This window comes from Lysobacter sp. N42 (assembly GCF_004344885.1).
The window spans coordinates 1-18,335 of record NZ_SKFB01000022.1 but is presented as its reverse complement, the minus strand read 5'-3'; the positions used below and the strand labels follow the sequence as shown (position 1 = coordinate 18,335).

General features: G+C 71.7%; 19 protein-coding genes. 11 read left to right on the top strand and 8 right to left on the bottom strand.

What is annotated here, in order from left to right; genetic code table 11:
• The first annotated feature begins 151 nt into the window (after window positions 1-151).
• The gene (locus tag EYQ95_RS19155; RefSeq protein ID WP_132329491.1) at window positions 152-1,843 is read left to right on the top strand and encodes an alkaline phosphatase; all 1,692 of its coding nucleotides are present in this window, start codon (window positions 152-154) and stop codon (window positions 1,841-1,843) included.
• A gap of 6 nt (window positions 1,844-1,849) precedes the next feature.
• On the opposite strand, the gene EYQ95_RS19150 is transcribed toward EYQ95_RS19155, so the two are convergent.
• On the bottom strand, window positions 1,850-2,299 hold the full coding sequence (locus tag EYQ95_RS19150) for a CopD family protein (RefSeq protein ID WP_132329376.1): 450 nt from the start codon (window positions 2,297-2,299) through the stop codon (window positions 1,850-1,852).
• A gap of 216 nt (window positions 2,300-2,515) precedes the next feature.
• On the opposite strand from EYQ95_RS19150, the gene EYQ95_RS19145 reads away from it, so the two are divergent.
• On the top strand, window positions 2,516-2,740 hold the full coding sequence (locus EYQ95_RS19145) for a hypothetical protein (protein ID WP_132329373.1): 225 nt from the start codon (window positions 2,516-2,518) through the stop codon (window positions 2,738-2,740).
• Window positions 2,741-2,788: 48 nt separating this feature from the next.
• Here EYQ95_RS19145 and EYQ95_RS19140 read toward each other — a convergent pair whose 3' ends face one another.
• Window positions 2,789-2,977: a hypothetical protein gene (locus EYQ95_RS19140; protein ID WP_132329370.1), complete on the bottom strand. Its 189-nt coding sequence runs from the start codon at window positions 2,975-2,977 to the stop codon at window positions 2,789-2,791.
• 198 nt (window positions 2,978-3,175) lie between these two features.
• On the opposite strand from EYQ95_RS19140, the gene EYQ95_RS27005 reads away from it, so the two are divergent.
• The 3 genes from EYQ95_RS27005 to EYQ95_RS19130 all read left to right on the top strand — a co-directional run bounded on the left by EYQ95_RS27005 (window position 3,176) and on the right by EYQ95_RS19130 (window position 5,317).
• The gene (locus tag EYQ95_RS27005; RefSeq protein ID WP_256432845.1) at window positions 3,176-3,307 is read left to right on the top strand and encodes a hypothetical protein; all 132 of its coding nucleotides are present in this window, start codon (window positions 3,176-3,178) and stop codon (window positions 3,305-3,307) included.
• 79 nt (window positions 3,308-3,386) lie between these two features.
• The gene (locus tag EYQ95_RS19135) at window positions 3,387-3,995 is read left to right on the top strand and encodes a trans-aconitate 2-methyltransferase (protein WP_132329367.1); all 609 of its coding nucleotides are present in this window, start codon (window positions 3,387-3,389) and stop codon (window positions 3,993-3,995) included.
• Between the two features lie 44 nt (window positions 3,996-4,039).
• On the top strand, window positions 4,040-5,317 hold the full coding sequence (locus EYQ95_RS19130) for a polyhydroxyalkanoate depolymerase (protein WP_207916539.1): 1,278 nt from the start codon (window positions 4,040-4,042) through the stop codon (window positions 5,315-5,317).
• 75 nt (window positions 5,318-5,392) lie between these two features.
• Here EYQ95_RS19130 and EYQ95_RS19125 read toward each other — a convergent pair whose 3' ends face one another.
• Together EYQ95_RS19125 and EYQ95_RS19120 are read right to left on the bottom strand one after the other, a co-directional pair.
• Window positions 5,393-6,325 (bottom strand): sensor domain-containing protein, encoded by a 933-nt coding sequence (locus EYQ95_RS19125; protein ID WP_132329361.1) that lies wholly within the window; start codon window positions 6,323-6,325, stop codon window positions 5,393-5,395.
• Window positions 6,322-6,732, bottom strand: coding sequence for a PadR family transcriptional regulator (locus EYQ95_RS19120; protein WP_132329358.1), 411 nt, complete (start codon window positions 6,730-6,732; stop codon window positions 6,322-6,324). Before EYQ95_RS19120 ends, EYQ95_RS19125 begins: the two co-directional genes overlap by 4 nt.
• A gap of 186 nt (window positions 6,733-6,918) precedes the next feature.
• Here EYQ95_RS19120 and EYQ95_RS19115 point away from each other — a divergent pair, with 186 nt between their 5' ends.
• Window positions 6,919-7,848: a peptidylprolyl isomerase gene (locus EYQ95_RS19115; protein WP_132329355.1), complete on the top strand. Its 930-nt coding sequence runs from the start codon at window positions 6,919-6,921 to the stop codon at window positions 7,846-7,848.
• 88 nt (window positions 7,849-7,936) lie between these two features.
• Here the strand turns inward: EYQ95_RS19115 and EYQ95_RS19110 are convergent, their stop codons facing one another.
• The 3 genes from EYQ95_RS19110 to motA all read right to left on the bottom strand — a co-directional run bounded on the left by EYQ95_RS19110 (window position 7,937) and on the right by motA (window position 13,020).
• Complete coding sequence (locus tag EYQ95_RS19110; protein ID WP_165924792.1) at window positions 7,937-11,101, bottom strand: PAS domain-containing protein; 3,165 nt, start codon at window positions 11,099-11,101, stop codon at window positions 7,937-7,939.
• 61 nt (window positions 11,102-11,162) lie between these two features.
• Window positions 11,163-12,149: a flagellar motor protein MotB gene (motB, locus tag EYQ95_RS19105; RefSeq protein WP_165924791.1), complete on the bottom strand. Its 987-nt coding sequence runs from the start codon at window positions 12,147-12,149 to the stop codon at window positions 11,163-11,165.
• Between the two features lie 10 nt (window positions 12,150-12,159).
• Window positions 12,160-13,020 (bottom strand): flagellar motor stator protein MotA, encoded by an 861-nt coding sequence (gene motA / locus EYQ95_RS19100; protein WP_132329346.1) that lies wholly within the window; start codon window positions 13,018-13,020, stop codon window positions 12,160-12,162.
• A gap of 181 nt (window positions 13,021-13,201) precedes the next feature.
• On the opposite strand from motA, the gene EYQ95_RS19095 reads away from it, so the two are divergent.
• The 3 genes from EYQ95_RS19095 (at window position 13,202) to EYQ95_RS19085 (ending at window position 15,240) form a co-directional block, all read left to right on the top strand.
• Entirely contained in the window at window positions 13,202-13,795 is a 594-nt protein-coding gene (locus EYQ95_RS19095) for a BON domain-containing protein (protein ID WP_132329343.1), read from the top strand.
• Between the two features lie 145 nt (window positions 13,796-13,940).
• A complete protein-coding gene (locus EYQ95_RS19090; protein WP_132329340.1) occupies window positions 13,941-14,243 on the top strand; it encodes a hypothetical protein in 303 nt (100 codons plus the stop codon).
• A 94-nt stretch (window positions 14,244-14,337) separates the two neighbouring features.
• Window positions 14,338-15,240: a DUF72 domain-containing protein gene (locus EYQ95_RS19085; RefSeq protein ID WP_132329337.1), complete on the top strand. Its 903-nt coding sequence runs from the start codon at window positions 14,338-14,340 to the stop codon at window positions 15,238-15,240.
• A 55-nt stretch (window positions 15,241-15,295) separates the two neighbouring features.
• Here EYQ95_RS19085 and EYQ95_RS19080 read toward each other — a convergent pair whose 3' ends face one another.
• Window positions 15,296-16,192 (bottom strand): DMT family transporter, encoded by an 897-nt coding sequence (locus EYQ95_RS19080; RefSeq protein WP_132329334.1) that lies wholly within the window; start codon window positions 16,190-16,192, stop codon window positions 15,296-15,298.
• 177 nt (window positions 16,193-16,369) lie between these two features.
• On the opposite strand from EYQ95_RS19080, the gene EYQ95_RS19075 reads away from it, so the two are divergent.
• Together EYQ95_RS19075 and EYQ95_RS19070 are read left to right on the top strand one after the other, a co-directional pair.
• Window positions 16,370-17,281 (top strand): LysR substrate-binding domain-containing protein, encoded by a 912-nt coding sequence (locus tag EYQ95_RS19075; protein WP_132329331.1) that lies wholly within the window; start codon window positions 16,370-16,372, stop codon window positions 17,279-17,281.
• Between the two features lie 7 nt (window positions 17,282-17,288).
• Window positions 17,289-18,233, top strand: coding sequence for a DMT family transporter (locus EYQ95_RS19070; protein ID WP_132329328.1), 945 nt, complete (start codon window positions 17,289-17,291; stop codon window positions 18,231-18,233).
• The last annotated feature ends 102 nt before the right edge of the window (window positions 18,234-18,335 follow it).

Genomic DNA, 18,335 nt, shown 5'->3' with positions numbered 1-18,335 from the left:
CCTCATGTGTCCAATCGGGCACCTTACCGGTGCCGGGCATGGGCGCGCGACACCGCGCCCGCGGCTTCAGCGTGCCACCTTTGCAACCTCGCGCGCATGGATGAAACGCCATGTCGTCATAATGCGGCGTCGTTTCCCCGATTCCCGCCCGATGACCGCCTCCGCTTCCCGCGCGCCCCTCGCCGGCGCCCTCCTCGCCCTGGCCGTGGCCGGCTGCGCCACCTCCCCCGCCGGCGTGGCGCCCGCCACGTCCGTCGCCATCGACGTGCCGCGCATCGAGCGACCCGGCGGCGAATCCGCGGCCTGGTGGTACCGCGACGGCGCTGCGCAGGCCGCCGCACGCGGCGCGATGGGCGGCAGGGCGAAGAACGTCATCCTGTTCGTGGGCGACGGCATGAGCCTGACCACCGTCGCGGCCGCGCGCATCCTCGACGGGCAGCGCGCGGGCGGCGCGGGCGAGGAGAACCAGCTGTCCTGGGAGCGTTTCCCGCACACCGCGCTGAGCAAGACCTACAACACCGACGCGCAGACCCCGGACTCGGCCGGCACCATGACGGCCATGGCCACCGGCGTGAAGACGCGCGCCGGCGTGGTCTCCGTGGCACCCGAGTCCCCGCGCGGGGACTGCGCGAAGGCGCTGGGGGCGCCGCTGGCCACGCTGTGGGAGCTGGCCGCCTCGAGCGGGCTGGACGCCGGCATCGTAACCACCACGCGCGTCACGCATGCCACGCCGGCAGCGGCGTTCACCCACGCCCCCGACCGCAACTGGGAGAACGACGCCTCGCTCCCGCCCGCCGCGCGCGAGGCCGGCTGCACGGACATCGCCCGCCAGCTGGTGGAATCGCCCTTCGTCGGCCGCCTCAAGGTGCTGATGGGCGGGGGCCGCGGCAGCTTCATGACGGTCGAGCAGGACGACCCCGAGTACGACGACAAGCGCGGCCTGCGCCTGGACGGGCGCGACCTCGTCGCCACGTGGAAGCAGGCGCACCCCGCCGGCCACTACGTCTGGAACACGAAGCAGCTCGAGGCCGCGCCGGCCGATGCGCCGCTCCTGGCGCTGTTCGAGCCCGGCCACATGCGCTACGAGCACGACCGCGCCGCCGACCCGGCCGGGGAACCGGATCTGGCCGCCATGACGCGCGCGGCCATCGCACGCCTCTCGCGCAATCCGCAGGGCTACGTGCTCCTGGTCGAAGGCGGGCGCATCGACCATGCCCACCACGAGGGCAATGCCTACCGTGCGCTGACCGACACCATCGCGCTGAGCCGCGCGGTGCAGGCGGCGGCCGAGGCGACGTCGCCCGACGACACGCTCATCCTCGTGACCGCCGACCACGCGCACACGCTGAGCTTCTCGGGCTATCCGATGCGCGGCAATCCCATCCTCGGCAAGGTGCGCGGCAGCAGCGGCGAGGGCGACGGCGATGCCGGCTACGCACTCGACGGCCTGGGCCTGCCCTACACCACGCTCAACTACGCCAACGGCCCGGGCTATGTGGGCGCGACCGACCAGCAGCCGGAAGGCCCCAAGCGCCATCCGCACCTTACCGGCGGCGTGCAGCCGGCCTCCGGCCGTCCGAACCTGACCGACGTCGACACCGAAGCGCCGCATTACCTGCAGGAAGCGATCTTCCCGCTGTCGAACGAATCGCATGGCGGCGAGGACGTGGGCATCTGGGCCCGCGGCCCCGGCAGCGCCGCGGTACGCGGCACGCTGGAGCAGAACGCGGTCTACCACATCCTCCTGCAGGCCACCCCGCGCCTGCGCGAGGCGGCCTGCCGCGCCGGCGGCTGCGATGCCAACGGCGTGCCGGTGGAGCTCCCGAAGCTGCCGACGCGCTGAGCGCGGTCAGAACGGCTTGGCGAGCACCAGCCAGACCACCGCGACCAGCAGCAGCAGCGGGATCTCGTTGAACCAGCGCAGCGCGCGGCCCGAGGGCAGCGCGCCGCCGGCCGCCGCGCGCTTGAGCCAGCGACCGGTGACGATGTAGAGCACGAACATCAGGACCACCAGGGCGATCTTGGCGTGCAGCCAGCCGGTCCCCGGGGCGACCATCGTCTGGAAGTCGGGCAGGACCCGGTAGCCCAGCCACAGCACCACGCCCAGCACCAGCGCGATGCCGAACACGATGTGGCCGAAGCGGTAGAGCCTGCGGCCCATCAGCACGAGCCGCTCGCGCACCGCGCCGTCGCCGCCGGCCTCGGCGATGTTCACCAGGATGCGCGGCAGGTAGAAGACGCTGGCCATCCACGCCATCACGAAGACGAGGTGGAAGGTCTTGGTCCAGAGGTAGGCCATGGCGTGCTCGGTCGGTGGGGAGCCGGCGATGATAGCGGCGGGCGGCGCCGGGCCTGCACCGCAACGGCCGCTTATGCCTCGCCGGCAGCATCGCCGGCCCGGGCCGGTGGCCCCGCAGGGCGGCGGTTCATGAGCCGGCCGGCTGAACAGGCGGTTTCGACCGCCGGGTGAAGACGGGGTCGCGGGCGCTGAGACCCCGGCCCGGACAATGCGGGCATGGCTTCCCGATTCGCTCCCATCCTGCCGCCCGAGGGCTTCATTCCGGTCACGCCGGCGAAGTGGCAGGCGCTCTGCGACGTCCTCGACTGCGATCCCGACGCCACCGAGCTGACCCTGGGGCGGTCACGTCTGGGGCTTCGCGCCGCGCGTCACCTCTATGTCGACCCCGAGGGCTACCAGGAGCTGGTCGGCCGGCGTCCGGACGAGGCGCCCAGGCTCTGACGGGTCGCGCCATCCAGCGCGCGTCCCCGCGGGTGACGCGACCGCGCTTCAGTGCAGGCGACGCGGCCGGCTGACGACCTCGGCATCCACCCAGCCCAGCTCGGCGTCCTCGTCGTCCCAGCCTTCGGTGTAGGCGTAGCGGCGTGCGTCGTCGAAATCCGCGGCGGCCCAGACCGGCATGGAGCGCGGACGGGCGGTGGCGGTGTCGGACTGCAGGTAGCGGGCGGTGTCTTTCATGGTGGTTCCCCGTATTCGCGAAGCGGATGCGTGCCGCGACGCTAGGCAGCGCGATTTCAAACGGATGTGAATGCCGGAGCATGCGGCCCATGGCATGCGGCATCCGTTCAGCCCCGCGCCTCGCACTGGCACCGCGCATACACGCGCACCGCATACTGCGCGCGCCGCGGCATGCGATGCCGCATCCGGAGATCCGCAATGCTTCGTGCCATCGTCAAGCTCGTCGCGACCTATGCCATCACCCGCGCGCTCACCCGGGCCGGCGGGCCGCGGGGCGTGCTGAACTCGGTGCTGTCGTCCAGGCCCAAGGGCAAGCGCGGACGGCGCTGAGCCACGCCCGGCGCCGCCAGGCGCCCGCGGGCCGGGTGCCGCCCGCGGTAGCATGCGGCGCCTTGCGCAGACGCCGCCCATGAGCAAGCAGTACGACCGCGACTACTTCGAACGCTGGTACCGCGACCCGGCCCTGCGCAGCGAGGCCATCGGCGGGCGGGCGCGCCTGGCGCGCAAGGTCGCGCTCGCGGTGGCCACCGCGGAATACTGGCTCGAGCGCCCGGTCCGCAGCGTGCTCGACATCGGTTGCGGGGAGGGCGCCTGGCAGCCCGTGCTGGCGAAGCTGCGGCCGAAGGCGCGCTACCTCGGCTTCGACAGCAGCGAGTACGCGGTGGCGCGCTTCGGTGCGCGGCGCAACGTGCATCGCGCGGCCTTCGGCGACTTCGCCGCCCTGCGCCCCTGCCCGCCCGCGGACCTGCTGGTCTGCAGCGACGTGATGCACTACCTCGACACGCGCGAACTCGACCGCGGCCTGCCGGGCCTGGCCGCGCTCTGCGGCGGCATCGCCTTCCTCGAGACCTTCACCCGCGAGGACGCGGTGGACGGCGACACCGCCGGCTTCCGGCGCCGCCCGGGGCGCTTCTACCGCGAACGCTTCGCGCGGTCCGGCTTCGTCGCGCTGGGTTCGCACCTCTACCTCGGCCCGGGCCTGGCCCACGCGGCCTCGGCGCTGGAGACGGCGGGCTGAACAAGGCGGACGGGTTTCACGGTCCCGCGTGGAACCGCGGGGGTATGCTGCGGCGCAACAGGGGGAGTCGCCAAATGCTCTACCAGATGCACGAACTCGGCCGGGCCTGGCTCGCGCCGATGACCTACTGGGCCGATGCGATGAGCAAGGCCTTCGGCACGCCGGGCAGCTGGCTGTCGTCGATGCCGGGCGCGCAGCGCGTGTCGGCCGGCTACGAGCTGTTCTACCGCGTCGGCAAGGAATACGAGAAGCCCGAGTTCGGCATCCACTCGCTGGAGATCGACGGCCGCGCCTACCCGGTGGTCGAGCGCGTGGAGCTGCACAAGCCGTTCTGCCGGCTGCTGCGCTTCAAGCGCTTCGCCGACCAGGCCGACGACATCGACCGCTTCCGCGACGACCCGCCGGTGCTCGTCGTCGCCCCGCTCTCCGGGCACCACGCCACGCTGCTGCGCGACACCGTGCGCACGCTGATGCGCGACCACAAGGTCTACATCACCGACTGGGTGGACGCGCGCATGGTCCCCGCCAGCGAAGGACCCTTCCACCTGGACGACTACATCGCCTACGTGGAGGAGTTCATCCGCCACATCGGCGCCGACAGGCTGCACGTAGTCAGCGTCTGCCAGCCCACCGTGCCGGTGCTGGCCGCGGTCTCGCTGATGGCCGCGCGCGGCGAGGCCACGCCGCGTTCGCTGGTGATGATGGGCGGGCCGATCGACACCCGCCAGAACCCCACGCAGGTGAATGATCTGGCCGCGCAGAAGCCGCTGTGGTGGTTCGAGACCAACGTGATCCACCCGGTGCCGCAGCCCTACCCGGGTGCCGGCCGCCGCGTGTATCCGGGCTTCCTGCAGCACATGGGCTTCGTGGCGATGAACCCGGAGCGCCATTTCCAGTCGCACTGGGACTTCTACCAGCACCTGGTGCAGGGCGACCTCGAGGACGCCGAGTCGCATCGCCGCTTCTACGACGAGTACAACGCCGTGCTCGACATGCCGGCCGAGTACTACCTCGACACCGTGCGCATCGTCTTCCAGCAGCACCTGCTGCCCAGGGGCGAGTGGGAGGTACGCGGGCAGAAGGTCGATCCCTCGAAGATCAGGAACACCGCGCTGCTCACCATCGAGGGCGAGCTCGACGACATCTCGGGACAGGGCCAGACGCGCGCGGCGCATGCGCTGTGCACCGGCATCGACGCGAAGGACCGCCAGCACCTGGTGGTCGACGGCGCGGGCCACTACGGCATCTTCAGCGGGCGCCGCTGGCGCACCCAGGTGTATCCGAAGCTGCGCGAGTTCTTCGCAAGGCACGCGGCGACGTAGACCCCGCGGTCGCCGGCAGCCACACGACGAAAGGGCGCCCCGGGGCGCCCTTTCGCGTTGCCGATGTGCGCCCGGTCAGCCGACGTGGCGGCTGCCCGCCTGCACCAGCATGTGCTTGGCCAGCTGCGCATGCAGGCGTCCGATGCCGCGCGCCATGTGCAGCGTGCCGAAGAACAGCAGCACCCCGCCGAGGAACAGGAACGGCATCTGGTAGGGCTGGCCCACGACCTCGATGTCGCTGCTGAAGACCAGGAGCCCCACCGATTCGAGCAGCACGACCACGGGCGCGAAGATGAAGGCCAACGAGACCGAAAGCAGCGTCACCGCGAGGGTGAAGTAGAGGATGCCCAGCGGCAGCATCAGCAGCATGTAGAGCATCGTGGCCCAGGTGCGCGGGTCGGTGAACATCTCCGCGATGCGACCCATCAGCGTGGCGTTGGTCGACGCATAGAGCGGCCGTCGCGGCATGCGCTCGCCGAGCATGGCCTCGACGAGCCGCCCCTCCACCAGCGAAAGCACGCGCACGGATCCGAAGAAGAGGATCGCGAAGGGAACGCCGATGATCAGCACCGACAGGCCGAGCGAGAGCGAGGCACCGGTGACCACCCAGGTGAAGTAGAAGATGCCGGTGGCGAGCGAGAGCAGCATGTAGAAGAGCGCTGCGTACGTGCGCGGCTCCAGCGCGACGCCGAAGAACTGGCCGAGCGTGGTGCGCGGCTTGCGGCGCTTCGGCGGCTGCAGGGCCGTCTGCACCCGTACCTCGGTGTCGCGGTAGATGTCGGCGACCTCGTCCGGTGCGCCATAGCTGCCCGCCACCGCGGCGATGACCTCGGCCTCGGAACGGCCGGGGTTGGCGGCCATCTCCGAGCGCAGGTAGTCCTCCGCGTCGTAGAGCGCGTCCTGCACCAGCGCCGGGTCGGCGCCGGCGAGCGCCGCGCGCAGGCGGTCCAGGTACTCGGCGATGGTGGCCGGCGGCCGCAGGGGGTCGGCGTGGAAGTGGGCGTTCATGCGGAAGTCCCCGGGTCGGTGACGGAGTCGGTGGAAAGCGGAGCGCCTTCGGCCAGCGGGCCGAGCACGGCGTCGACGGAATCGCGGGTGGCGCGCCAGGCCGCGGCCCAGTGCGAGAGCACGCCGCGGCCGGCCGGCGTGATGCGGTAGTAGCGGCGCGGCGGGCCAGAGACGGAGGGCTCGACGAAGCTGTCGAGCAGGCCGGCGCCCTCCAGGCCGCGCAGCACGGGATAGAGCGCGCTCTGCTTGCCGGCCAGCACGCCTTCCAGGCGCTCCAGGCGCTTGGCGATCTGGTAGCCGTACATGGGCTCGTCGGCCTCGCCCAGCACGGCCAGCAGGGCCAGCGAGACGGTGCCGGCGCTGAGTTCCTTCTGGAACTTGCGCAGGTGGACGTCGGGATCGGACATGGGCGGTGCTCGTCCTAGGTTGGAGGCCATGCTAGTGGCGACTTCGATATAGCGAAGCTGCCAGAAGTCATGGCGCCGGCTCCGATCCGGCCGCCGTCCCCCGGGCCGAGCGGCCGGGGCACGCCGGCGACCGCCCCAACGGCCGGCCGCTGGTCCAGAATCGGCCGGTCAACACCGGAGCCCGCCATGCCCGCCTCGCGCCCTGCCCTCGCGCTGTCACTCGTCCTCGCCGGCGCGATCGCGCATGCCGCCGACACGCCCGCCCCCGCCAAGCCACGCACCACCCAGCAGATCCTGGATGCCTCGACCGCGGAGCACTGGCGCGCGCTGGACCCGGGCAACACGCTGCTGATGGAACTGGACGACACCCGACGCATCGTCATCGAGCTCGCCCCGCAGTTCGCGCCGCAACACGTGGCCAACATCCGTACGCTCGCGAAGGAGGGCTTCTGGAACGGGCTGAGCATCAACCGCTCGCAGGATGGCTTCGTCGTGCAGTGGGGCGATCCGACCGAGGAGGACACGCAGCGCAGGCCGCTGGGCAGCGCGAAGGCGAAGCTGCCGGCGGAGGCCGAGGCGCCGGGGACGCCCGCGCTGGCCAAGGCCTGGACGCGCCTGCCCGACGTGGACGGCTGGGCGCCGGAGGTGGGCTTCGTCGACGGCTTCTATGCCGCGCGCGACCCGAAGCGGAGCATGTACTGGCCCGCGCACTGCTACGGCATGGTGGGCGCCGGCCGCGACATCGCGCTCGATTCGAGCACCGGCGCCGAGCTCTACGTGGTGATCGGCCAGTCGCCCCGCCAGCTCGACCGCAACATCACCACCGTCGGCCGCGTCGTGCACGGCATGGAATGGCTGTCGACCATCCCGCGCGGCAGCGGGCCGCTGGGCTTCTTCGAAAAGCCGGGCCAGCGCGTTCCGATCCGCTCGGTGCGGCTGATGCGCGACGTCCCCGCGCCCGAGCGCATCGAGCTGGAAGCCATGCGCACCGACACGCCCCTGTTCGCCGAACTTGTCGAAGCGCGCCGCAACCGCCGCGACGACTTCTACAAGGTGCCGGCCGGCCACATCGACCTCTGCAACGTCCCGCTGCCCGTGAGGCCGGTCACGCGCTGACGCGAGGCACGGGCCGTTCGGATGCCGGCCCGCCCCGACAGCCGCAACGCGGGTGTCGGGGCGGGCCCGTGCAGTGGCGTGGAGGCGCCTACGCGATGGTCGACGCCCGGTCCGGCGCGTCGGCCCCGACGCCGGGCAGCGGCGCATCCAGCAGGCGCTGGATGTGCTCGACGTCCGCGGGCTTGACCAGGTGCTCGTCGAAGCCCGCCGAGCGTGAAAGCGCGCGGTCCTGCGGATGGCCATAGCCGGTGAGCGCGACGTAGCGCGCCGGCTGCGCGCCCATCGCCCCGCGCAGGCAGCCCACCAGTTCGTGGCCGGTCATGTCGGGCATGCCGATGTCGACGATGAAGGCATCCCAGTCGCGACGGCGGGCGACGGCGGCGAGCGCGGACGGGCCGTTGTCGGCGACCTCGACCTCGTGGCCCAGCAGGGCCAGCACCGCGGCCAGCGTCTCGGCGGCGTCGCGGTTGTCGTCGACCACCAGGACCCGCCGCGGCCGGGGCGACGCGAGGATGCGCGTGGGTTCGGCGACCGGCGCCGGCTCGGCCGCAGCCAGTGGCAGGGCGACCACGAAGGTGCTGCCGCGCCCCGGCCCGTCGCTGCGCGCGCTCACCGCGCCTCCATGCAGCTGGACGATGGAACGCACCAGGGCAAGCCCGATGCCCAGCCCGCCCTGGGAGCGGTCGGGCGTGCGTTCGGCCTGGGTGAACAGGTCGAAGACGTGCGGCAGCAGCTTCTCGTCCATGCCGATGCCGGTGTCGCTGACGCGGATCTCGACCTGCGCGCCATCGGGCCGCACCGACAGGTCGATGCGTCCTCCCGGCGGCGTGTACTTGGCGGCGTTGTTGAGCAGGTTCGACAGCACCTGGACAAGGCGGTTGCGGTCGCCCAGCACCACCGCCGGCCCGGTGCCGGCTTCCGTGACCAGGCGATGGCCACGCGCCCGCACCAGCGGCTCGGCCTGCTCGATGGCCGCGGCGACCACGGCGCGCACGTCGACACGCTCGCGCTCGAGTTCCACCAGCCCGCGCGTGACCCGCGACACGTCCAGCAGGTCGTCGACCATCTCGGTCATGTGCGCCACCTGGCGCTCGATGATCGTCGCCGCCTGGCGCACGCGCGCGCCGTCGTCGGCCGCCATCTTCAGCAGCTGCGCCGCGGTGCCGATGGGCGCGAGCGGATTGCGCAGTTCGTGGGCGAGCATGGCCAGGAACTCGTCCTTGCGGCGATCGGCCTGGCGCAGTGTCTCGATCATGCGGCGGCGCTCGGTGACGTCGATCATCGAGCCCGTCATCGACACCGCGCCGCGCGCATCGCCTTCGCCCGCGAACGCCACCTGCCCGCGCGACATGGTCCACACCACCTGCCCGTCCGCATGCAGCCAGCGGAACTCCTCAGCATAGGCGCCGTCGCCCGTGCCAGAGGCCGCGCCGCGCAGCGCGGCCTCCACGCGCGCACGGTCCTCGGGGTGGATGCGGGCGACCACCGCGTCCAGGCTGCATTGCTCCTGCGGCAGGCCGGTGATCTGGCGTGACCGCGCGTCCAGGCGCACCCGGTCGGAGTCGATGTCCCAGACCCAGGTTCCCAGCTGCGCCACCTCGAGCGCGAGGGCCCCGAGCTGCTCGGAATGGCGCAGGGCGTCCTCGATGCGCTTGCGGTCGGTGATGTCGACCGACGACCCGATCAGGCCCACCACGCGGCCCTCGCCGTCGAGCATCGGCGCCTTCGTCGACAGCCACCAGGCCGGCGTGCCGTCGGGCAGCTGCACCAGTTCCTCGATGCACTCGGCGCGGCCGGACTCCATGATGCGGCGGTCGTTGGCCATCACCGTCGCGGCCGTGTCCGGGTCGGCGAGGAATTCGCGGTCGGTCAGGCCGACGATGGCGTCCACCGGGCGGCCGACCAGCTCGGCGGTGCCGCGGTTGGCCACCAGCAGCCTTCCTTCCAGGTCCTTGGCGTACACCACGCCGGGGACGGCGTCGATGAAAGCCCGCAGCAGCGCGTCGGCGCGATCGCGTTCGGCCTCGGTACGGCGCCGCTCCTCGATGTCCAGCAGCACACCGGGAAAGCGCACCGGCCTGCCGTCGGCGTCCATCTCCACGCGGCCGTTGGCCTCCACCCAGCGGTAGACATCGTCGTCCTGGCGGACGCGGTACTGGCAGCGGTAGGCACCGCCGCGCGCCATGGCCTCGGCGATCGCCGCCTGGACGCGCGCCATGTCGTCGGGATGGATGGAATCCATCACGGCCTGCAGCGCGAGCCCGGTCCGGCACTCCTCCTGGTCCAGGCCGAAGCTGCGCGCGAAGCGGGCGTCGGCGATGAACTGGTTCTCGGGAATCGACCAGACCCAGGTGCCGACGATCGCACCCGCGTCCAGTGCCAGCTGCACGCGCTCGGCCGCCAGCGAGGCGGCCTCGGCGGCCTCGCGGCGGGCGGTGATGTCGTGGAAGAAGGCGGCCATGCCGTCCTCGACCGGATAGGCCCGCAGTTCCAGCCACAGGCGGCGGCCGTCGTCGAAGGTGTAGGAATGCTCCAGCGTGGCGGCGCGCCCGGTGGCCGCCACTTCCCGGTACAGGCAGCCGACCGGCGAGTCGACGGTGTCGGGGTAGAGCTCCCAGTTCGTGCGCCCGATCAGCGACTCGCGCGTGCGCCCGAGCAGGCGCACCGCCTCGTCGTTCACCTCGAGAAAGCGGAAGTCGCGGTCGAACAGCGCGAAGGCCTCGCCCATGTTGGCGAGAACGCCGCGGTAGCGCGCCTCGCTGGCCTTGAGGCGACGCTCGGCGTTCACCTGCGCGGTGATTTCGGTGCAGGCACAGAACAGGCCCGCGACCTCGCCTGCATCGTCGCGCAGGGGCGAATAGAAGAAGGAGAAGTGCGTTTCCTCGGGATATCCGTGGCGGTGCATCACCAGGGTGATGTCCGGGTTGTACACGGGCTCGCCGCGCAGGGTGGCCGCCACCAGCGGCTCGAGGTCGGCGCGGATCTCGTCCCACACGTCGAGGAAGTCGCGACCGAGCGCATCGCGCTTGGCACCGAGGATGGCCGCGTACTGATCGTTGTAGATCAGCGTGCGCTGTGCCCCCCACGCCACGAACATCGGCTGGTTGGAGGCCAGCAGCACCGAGACGATGGTCTTGAGCGCGGATGGCCAGCGCCCGGGCGGGCCCAACGGGGTGGCGGCCCAGTCGAACGAGCGCACGCGCTCGCCCATGACGCCGCCACCGCCGAGGAAGTGGAGTCGGTCGGTCAGCATGGGCCGATTGTGGCCCATGCGGACGCGGCAGGCGCACTGCCGCCGCACGGGCGCTGCGGCATCAGGACGCCGGGCGCGCGTTGGGCGCGGGGGCGGATGCCGGCAGCGCGCCTGCCTTCGGAATCGGCTCGGGATCGGCCGCGCGGCCATCCCCCGGCGCGCGCGGCGCATCCACGCGCGCGGCGGCGCGTTCGGCCTCCTGGCTCAGGACGACCAGGCTGATGCGGCGGTTCTTCGGGTCCGCCGGGTCGTTCCTGTTGAACGGCACCGAGGAGGACAGGCCGACAACGCGCGCCAGTTTCTCCTCGGCCAGCCCGCCCTGGACGAGCGCACGCCGCGCGGCGCCCGCCCGCTCGGCCGAGAGCTCCCAGTTGCTGTACCCGTCCTTCGCGCGATACGGCGTCGTGTCCGTATGGCCGGTGATCGCGACGCGGTTGGGCACCTCGTTGAGGTATCGCGCCAGCTCCACCAGCAGCGCCCGCGTGTAGGGCTTGAGCTCCGGCGAGCCGAGATCGAACATCGGCCGGTTGTGCGCGTCGATGATCTGGATGCGCAGGCCTTCGGGGGTGATGTCGATCAGCAGCTGGTCCTTGAACGGCGCCATGGCCTGGCTCGCGGCGATGGCCTTGTGCAGCACGCGGCGCAGCTCCTCGAGCTTCTGCCGGTCCTGCTTCTCCTTCTCGGCGTCGCTGCGGTGCTGCCCGTCCTTGCCGCTGCCGATGCCGGGGATCTTCGCGTCCCCGGCGCCGGGCGGATTTCGCACCTGATTGAACATGCGGATCGGCGAGTCGCCCGCCCCGCCCGGCCCCATGCGGCCGGGGACCGCGGTGCTGGTCGAACCCTTCACCGCGCTGGGGTTCTTGAAGTAGTCGGCGATGCCGCCGAGCTTCTCCTCCGGCGTGCTGGTCACCAGCCACATCACGAGGAAGAAGGCCATCATCGCGGTGACGAAGTCCGCATAGGCGACCTTCCAGGACCCGCCGTGGTGGCCGCCGCCCGCCTTCTTCTTTTTCTTGATGAGGATGATCGGCTGCTGCTGCGCGGCCATGTCGGCGTCCTCAGCCCTTGGCGGCCTTGAGGTCGGCCTCGAGGTCCTGGAAGCTCGGCCGCACGTCGGAGAACAGCAGCTTGCGCGCGAACTCGATGGCCACGCTGGGCGCATAGCCGCGCAGGGATGCCACCAGCGCCATCTTCACCACCTCGAAGGCCTTGCCGTCCTCGTGCGCGCGGTTCTCCATCGCGCTCGCGATCGGCCCGACGAAGCCGTAGGAAATCAGGATGCCGAGGAAGGTGCCCACCAGCGCGGACGCCACCTTCATGCCGATCTCCGCCGGCGGCGCGCTGCCCACGATGGACATCGTGTTGATGATGCCCAGCACGGCGGCCACGATGCCGAAGCCCGGCAGCGCATCGCCCACCTTCTGCACCGAATGCGCCGGCTCCAGCGCCTCGTGGTGGTGCGTCTCCAGCTCGTACTCCAGCAGCGACTCCAGCTCGTGCGGCGCCATGCTGCCGCCCACGATCAGGCGCAGGCAGTCGGTGATGAAGTCGAGCATGTGGTGATCGGCCAGCACCTTCGGATACTTCTGGAAGATGCTGCTTTCCTTCGGGTTCTCGATGTGTGCCTCGATGGCCATCATGCCTTCGCGGCGCATCTTCACCAGCAGCTCGTAGATGAGCTTGAGCAGGTCGACGTAGTCCGCCCGCTTGTACTTGGGGCCACCCAGCACGCCCTTGATGCCCGCCAGCGCCGCCTTGATGACCTTCATGGGGGTGGCGATGATCCACGCGCCCAGCGCGGATCCGCAGATCACGATGACCTCGTTGAGATGCCACAGCGCCATCACCTGGCCGCCGACCATCATGAATCCGCCGAGCACGCTGCCGATCACGACAACGGCTCCGATGATCAGATACATCCGTGCGGCTCCAGGGGGCGGGGGCTGGGTCCGGTATCGGCCGGCGCCGGGCCGCCTTTAGACGCGCGTCACGAAGCAGGCGTTAAGCGACCGGTCGGCGCGGGTCACCCGCCATTGGCGCGAAGGTAACGGCCCACCGCCCAGCATGGCCTCCTGCGCATGGCCAGAGGAGGCACCTTCGATGAAGCACCAGGACACCCAGGCGGGCCGGCATGGCGGCCCCAATCGCGACTACGGCGCCCGCGCCTACGAGAACATGCCCTCGGTGACCGACCGCCGCTGGGGCGACGACACCGTCCGCGACGACTCCTTCGGCCCCGCCGGCCTCGGCGGCTACGGCAACTTCGCCGGTCCCGAAGGCCTCGAGCACGTGGCAGGCGGCCGCGCGATCGGACGCATGGTCGACCGCGCCCTGCAGCGCCGCCGCGGCCCGAAAAACGCCGGACGCTCCGATTCGCTGATCGCCGAGGAGCTCAACGAGCGGTTCATGGAGGACGAACTGCTGGATGCGTCCGAAATCCTCGTGCGCGTGGAGGACGGCCACGTGCTGCTCACAGGCGAGGTGCCCGAGCGCTGGATGAAGCACCGCGCCGAGGACATCGCCGACGGCGTGCGAGGGGTGAAGGACATCGAGAACCGCATCCGCGTGGACGACGGCTCCAGCTCGTTCGGCACCGGTGGCGCCGTGCGCAGCGGGCTCGGCCAGCAGGGCAGCGGGTTCTCCAGCTCGCCGGCCAACGCCGACTGGCGCGCGCGGGACGACCGGGTCGACTAGGCCCCTTCCACGCCTTGCGGATCGACGACGCCCGCGCATGCCGCGGGCGTCGTCATTTCCGGCCCCGGCAGGCCCTGCCCATCACGCGTCCTTTGCCGCGCGCTGCCTAGCCTCGAATCGTCCCGACGAACACCGGAAGAACGCCATGCCCGTGATGCGAATGCGAGTGACCGGCAGCGACCACGACGCCCGCGCCATCGGCAACCTGCTGCAGAGCATCGACGGCATCGAACACGTCGAGGAGGTCGCCGACCTCATGCCGCATGCCGACGACGACGACTCCAGCTCGGCGGGCCTGCCCGACGACCAGGGCCCCGGCGTGCACGAGCTCGAGGTCGAGGCGCCGAACGACTACACCGTGCGCCGGGTGCGCGATGCCGTGGAAGCCCTGGCCCACGACCTCGACGTGCTGGTCGAGTTCGAGCACGACGAGGATTGGAACAGCTGAGGCCGCCCATGCGCTCCGCACGCCGCCCGCGCCGCAGCACGCCCCTGGCCGGACCCGGTGTGGTCACGCGCGGGACCGACCGGGGGGCCTGAGGATGGAGCGTCGACCGCGCGAAACCGTCGTGGCGGACCGCGGCGTTTTCGCCGGCGGCGCATGGCAGTCGGTACGCCCGGTGTTCGGCTCGGGCGTCCCCGCGGTGGACGGCATCCGCATCGGGGTCGGCGGCTGGACCTACGCGCCCTGGCGGCATGCCTTCTACCCCGAAGGCCTGGTCGCGCGCCGCGAGCTCGAGTACGCGAGCCGGCGCTTCTCCAGCATCGAGATCAACGGCACCTTCTACGGCGCGCGGCGCGCATCGGAATATGCGCAATGGCGCGAGCAGACCCCGCCGGGGTTCGTCTTCTCGGTCAAGGCGCCGCAGCACATCACCCAGCGCGGGCCGCTCGCCCGCTGCGGCAAGGCCGCCTGGGCCTTCCTCAACGGCGGGCTGGCCGAGCTGGGCGACCGGCTCGGCCCCGTGCTCTGGCACATGCCGCCCAGCCGCATCTTCGATGCCGAGGATCTGGCGGCCTTCCTCGACCTGCTGCCGCGCACGCTCGACGGCCGGCCGCTGCGCCACGTGATCGAGCCGACCCATCCCAGTTTCGTCGATCCCCGCTACGTGGAGGTCGCGCGCGCCTTCGGGGTGGGCACCGCCTACACCGACGCGCCCGACCAGCCGGCGATCGCCGACGTCACCGGGCGCGTGGTCTACCTGCGGCTGATGCGGACCCGCGTGGACGTGGCCGAAGGCTATCCGACGGCGGAGATCGAGGCCTGGCTGGACCGCGTGCGTGTCTGGGCCGCAGGCGGCGAGCCGGACGACCTGCCCCGGACCGCCGAGCCGGCACCGCCGCGGGGCGAGCGCGAGGTCTACGTCTACTTCATCGGCGGGGCGAAGCAGCGCAACCCCGCGGCGGCGATGGCCATGATCGCCCGGCTGCTGCGCGCGCACTGACCGCTTCGGCCCGGCGCGCGCCACGGGGTTCGCGCGGCGCCGCGCCGGTGCACGCTCACCTGGCCCGCTGGCTCATCGCCACGCTTCCGAGGATGAGCGCCCCCGCGATCGCCATGCGCAGCGTGGGCTGCTCGCCCAGCAGCCACCAGGCCCAGGCCACGCCGAACAGCGGCACGAGGTAGGTGACGGTCGACGCCCGGCCCGCGCCGATGCGCGCGATCAGGCGGTAGTACATGACGAAAGCCAGGCCGGTGCAGACGACGCCCAGCAGCGCCGCCGAACTCCATGCCCGCATGTCCGGCGCGCGCGAGGGCCAGTCGCCGATCGCGAACGGCAGCACCAGCAGCGCGGCGCAGGACAGCGTGGCCGCCGCCACGGCCGCGGCCGGCAGCCCCGACAGGTGGCGGCGCACCAGGTTGATGCCCACTCCGTACAGCAGCGCCGCCCCCGCGCCCGCGGCGACCGCCGCCCCGACGTCCGCACCCGCGATGCGCGCGCTCGCCAGCACGACCACGCCCGCGAAGCCCGCCACCAGCGTCAGGCTGCGCCCCAGGCCGATGCGCTCGCCGAAGAACACAGCACCCACCAGCGCGGTGAACAGCACCGTCATGGCATTGCAGATGGCACCCACGCCTGCCGGCGCGCGCTCGGCGGCCCAGGCGAACAGCAGGAAGGGCACCGCGGAATTGATCGCGCCGATCAGGGCGAGCTTCGGCCACAGCCGCAGCGGGAAACTGGCGCGCGCACGCCAGAGGAAGGGAAGCAGCACGAGCGCGCCCAGCGCCAGCCGCACCTCCACCAACGCGAACGGCCCGAACTGCCCGGCCGCCACCCGCATGAACATGAAGGATGCGCCCCAGATGGCCCCCAGCAGGCCTATTTCCAGCGGCGTGAGCCAGCGGGCGGCGGCGGGTGCGGGGATCGGGGTGGCGAGGCTCGGCTGTACGGCCATGCGGGAACTCCAGGCAGCGGCGGCGTGGCAAGCCTCGGCGCGCCCGTGCGCCGGCGCCATCCGGATCCTGCGCTCGTCGAAAGCGGGGCTTGCGTCCTGGAGGGCATTGTCCGCGGGACGGGAGCCCGCACAAGCGCATACTTTGCGACCCAGCCACAAATCCCGTTTGAGGCTTGCATGGGAACGCGCGCCGAATGGCTCCCGGCCCTGGCCGCTTTCGAAGCGGCGGCCCGCCACCAGAACTTCGCGCATGCCGCGGAGGAGCTGCACCTCACCGCCAGCGCCGTGAGCCACCATGTGCGCAAGCTCGAATCGCGGCTCGGCCTCGCCCTGTTCCAGCGGCACGCCCGCGGGGTCGCGCTCACGCCCGCGGGGCGCCAGCTCGCCGACGCCGCCAGCAGCTCGCTGGCCGACCTGGACGACGTCATGGGCGCGCTGCGCGCCGCCAGCCAGGACCGCGACCTCGTGCGGGTCGCCACGCTGCATTCGCTGACCTGCGGCTGGCTGCTGCCACGCCTGCCGGAGTTCACCGCCGCGCATCCGCGCATCCGCATCTCCATCGAGACCGGCTTTGCGCTCACGCGCTTCGACGAGGGCGGCCCCGACCTCGGCATCCGGCTCGGCCCCGGCCAGTGGCCGGGGCTCAATGCCCAGTACCTGATGGGAGAGACCCTGTTCCCGGTCGCCTCCCCGGCGATGCCGGGCTTTCGCGGGATCGAAACCCCGCGCGACATCGCGCGCCTGCCCCTGGTGGCCGACAACGCGCGCCAGGGCTGGCCCGACTGGTTCCGCGCCGCGAAAGTACGGGGCATCGCCCTGGACGAGCGCTACCGCTTCACCGACTCGATGGGCGCGCTCACCGCGGCGACGCTCGGGCTCGGGCCGGCGCTCGCGCGCGAGCACATCGTGCAGCCCTTCCTGGCGGCGGGCTCGCTCGCCCGCCTGCCCGGCCCGGAGGTGCCGGCGCGATGGGCCTACCACGTCGTGCACCCCGCGCACCGCCGCCTGCGCGAGCCCGCGCGCCTGTTCGTCGACTGGCTTCTCGCTTCGCGCCCGCCAGCGCCTGGCAGCCCCTGGCACGATCGATAATGGGTGGATGTCGACACCCGAAACGCGCCGCGCCTTCCTGCAGATCCACGTCTGCGTCGTCCTCTGGGGCTTCACCGCCATCCTGGGCAAGCTGATCACGCTGCCCGCGCTGCCGCTGGTGTGGTGGCGCATGCTGATCGTGGTCGCCGTGCTGGCGCTGGTTCCCTCGGTCTGGCGTGCGCTGCGCGCGATGCCGGCGCGCCTGGTGCTGGCGTATTCGGGCATCGGCGTGCTGGTGGCCCTGCACTGGCTCACGTTCTATGCATCGATCAAGCTCTCGAACGCCTCGGTGGGCGCGACCTGCATCGCGCTCGGCACCGTCTTCACCGCGCTCGTCGAGCCCTGGCTCGCGCGCACGCGGTTCCAGCCCCGCGACCTGATCCTGGGCATCGCCGTGCTGCCGGGCGTGGCGCTGGTGGTGGGTGGCGTGCCCGAGGGCATGCGCGCGGGCATCGCGATGGGCACACTCTCGGCGCTGCTGGTGGCCCTGTTCGGCTCGCTCAACAAGCGTTTGGTGGAGCACGGCGACGCGCTCACGGTGACCGCGATCGAACTCGGCGCGGGCACGCTGGCGCTGACGTTGCTCGCGCCCGCGCTCGCGCTGCTGTGGCCGGGCGAAGGCCTGTCGTTCGAGCTGCCCTCCCTCCGCGACGGCCTGTACCTGCTCGCCCTCGCGCTGGGCTGCACGCTGCTTCCGTATGCCCTGTCGCTGGTGGCGCTGCGTCACATGAGCGCGTTCGCGGCGCAGCTCGCGGTGAACCTCGAGCCGGTCTACGCGATCGTGCTCGCGATCCTGCTGCTGGGCGAGCAGCGCGAGCTGTCGGTGCAGTTCTACGCCGGCGTGGCGATCATCCTCGGCGCCGTGGCGGCGTATCCGCTGCTGCACAGGCTCAGGCGCTTCGACCACCCGGAAATGCTGGCCGCGTCCGAGTCCAAGGGCATGGTGGACTGAACGCGCTCGGCGCCTTGCACCCTAGGGAAGGTCTGAACAACTCCGCCCGATTGCGCGACAATGCCTCACCGTGATCGGGGTGAGTGCGATGCAGCTGTCGTT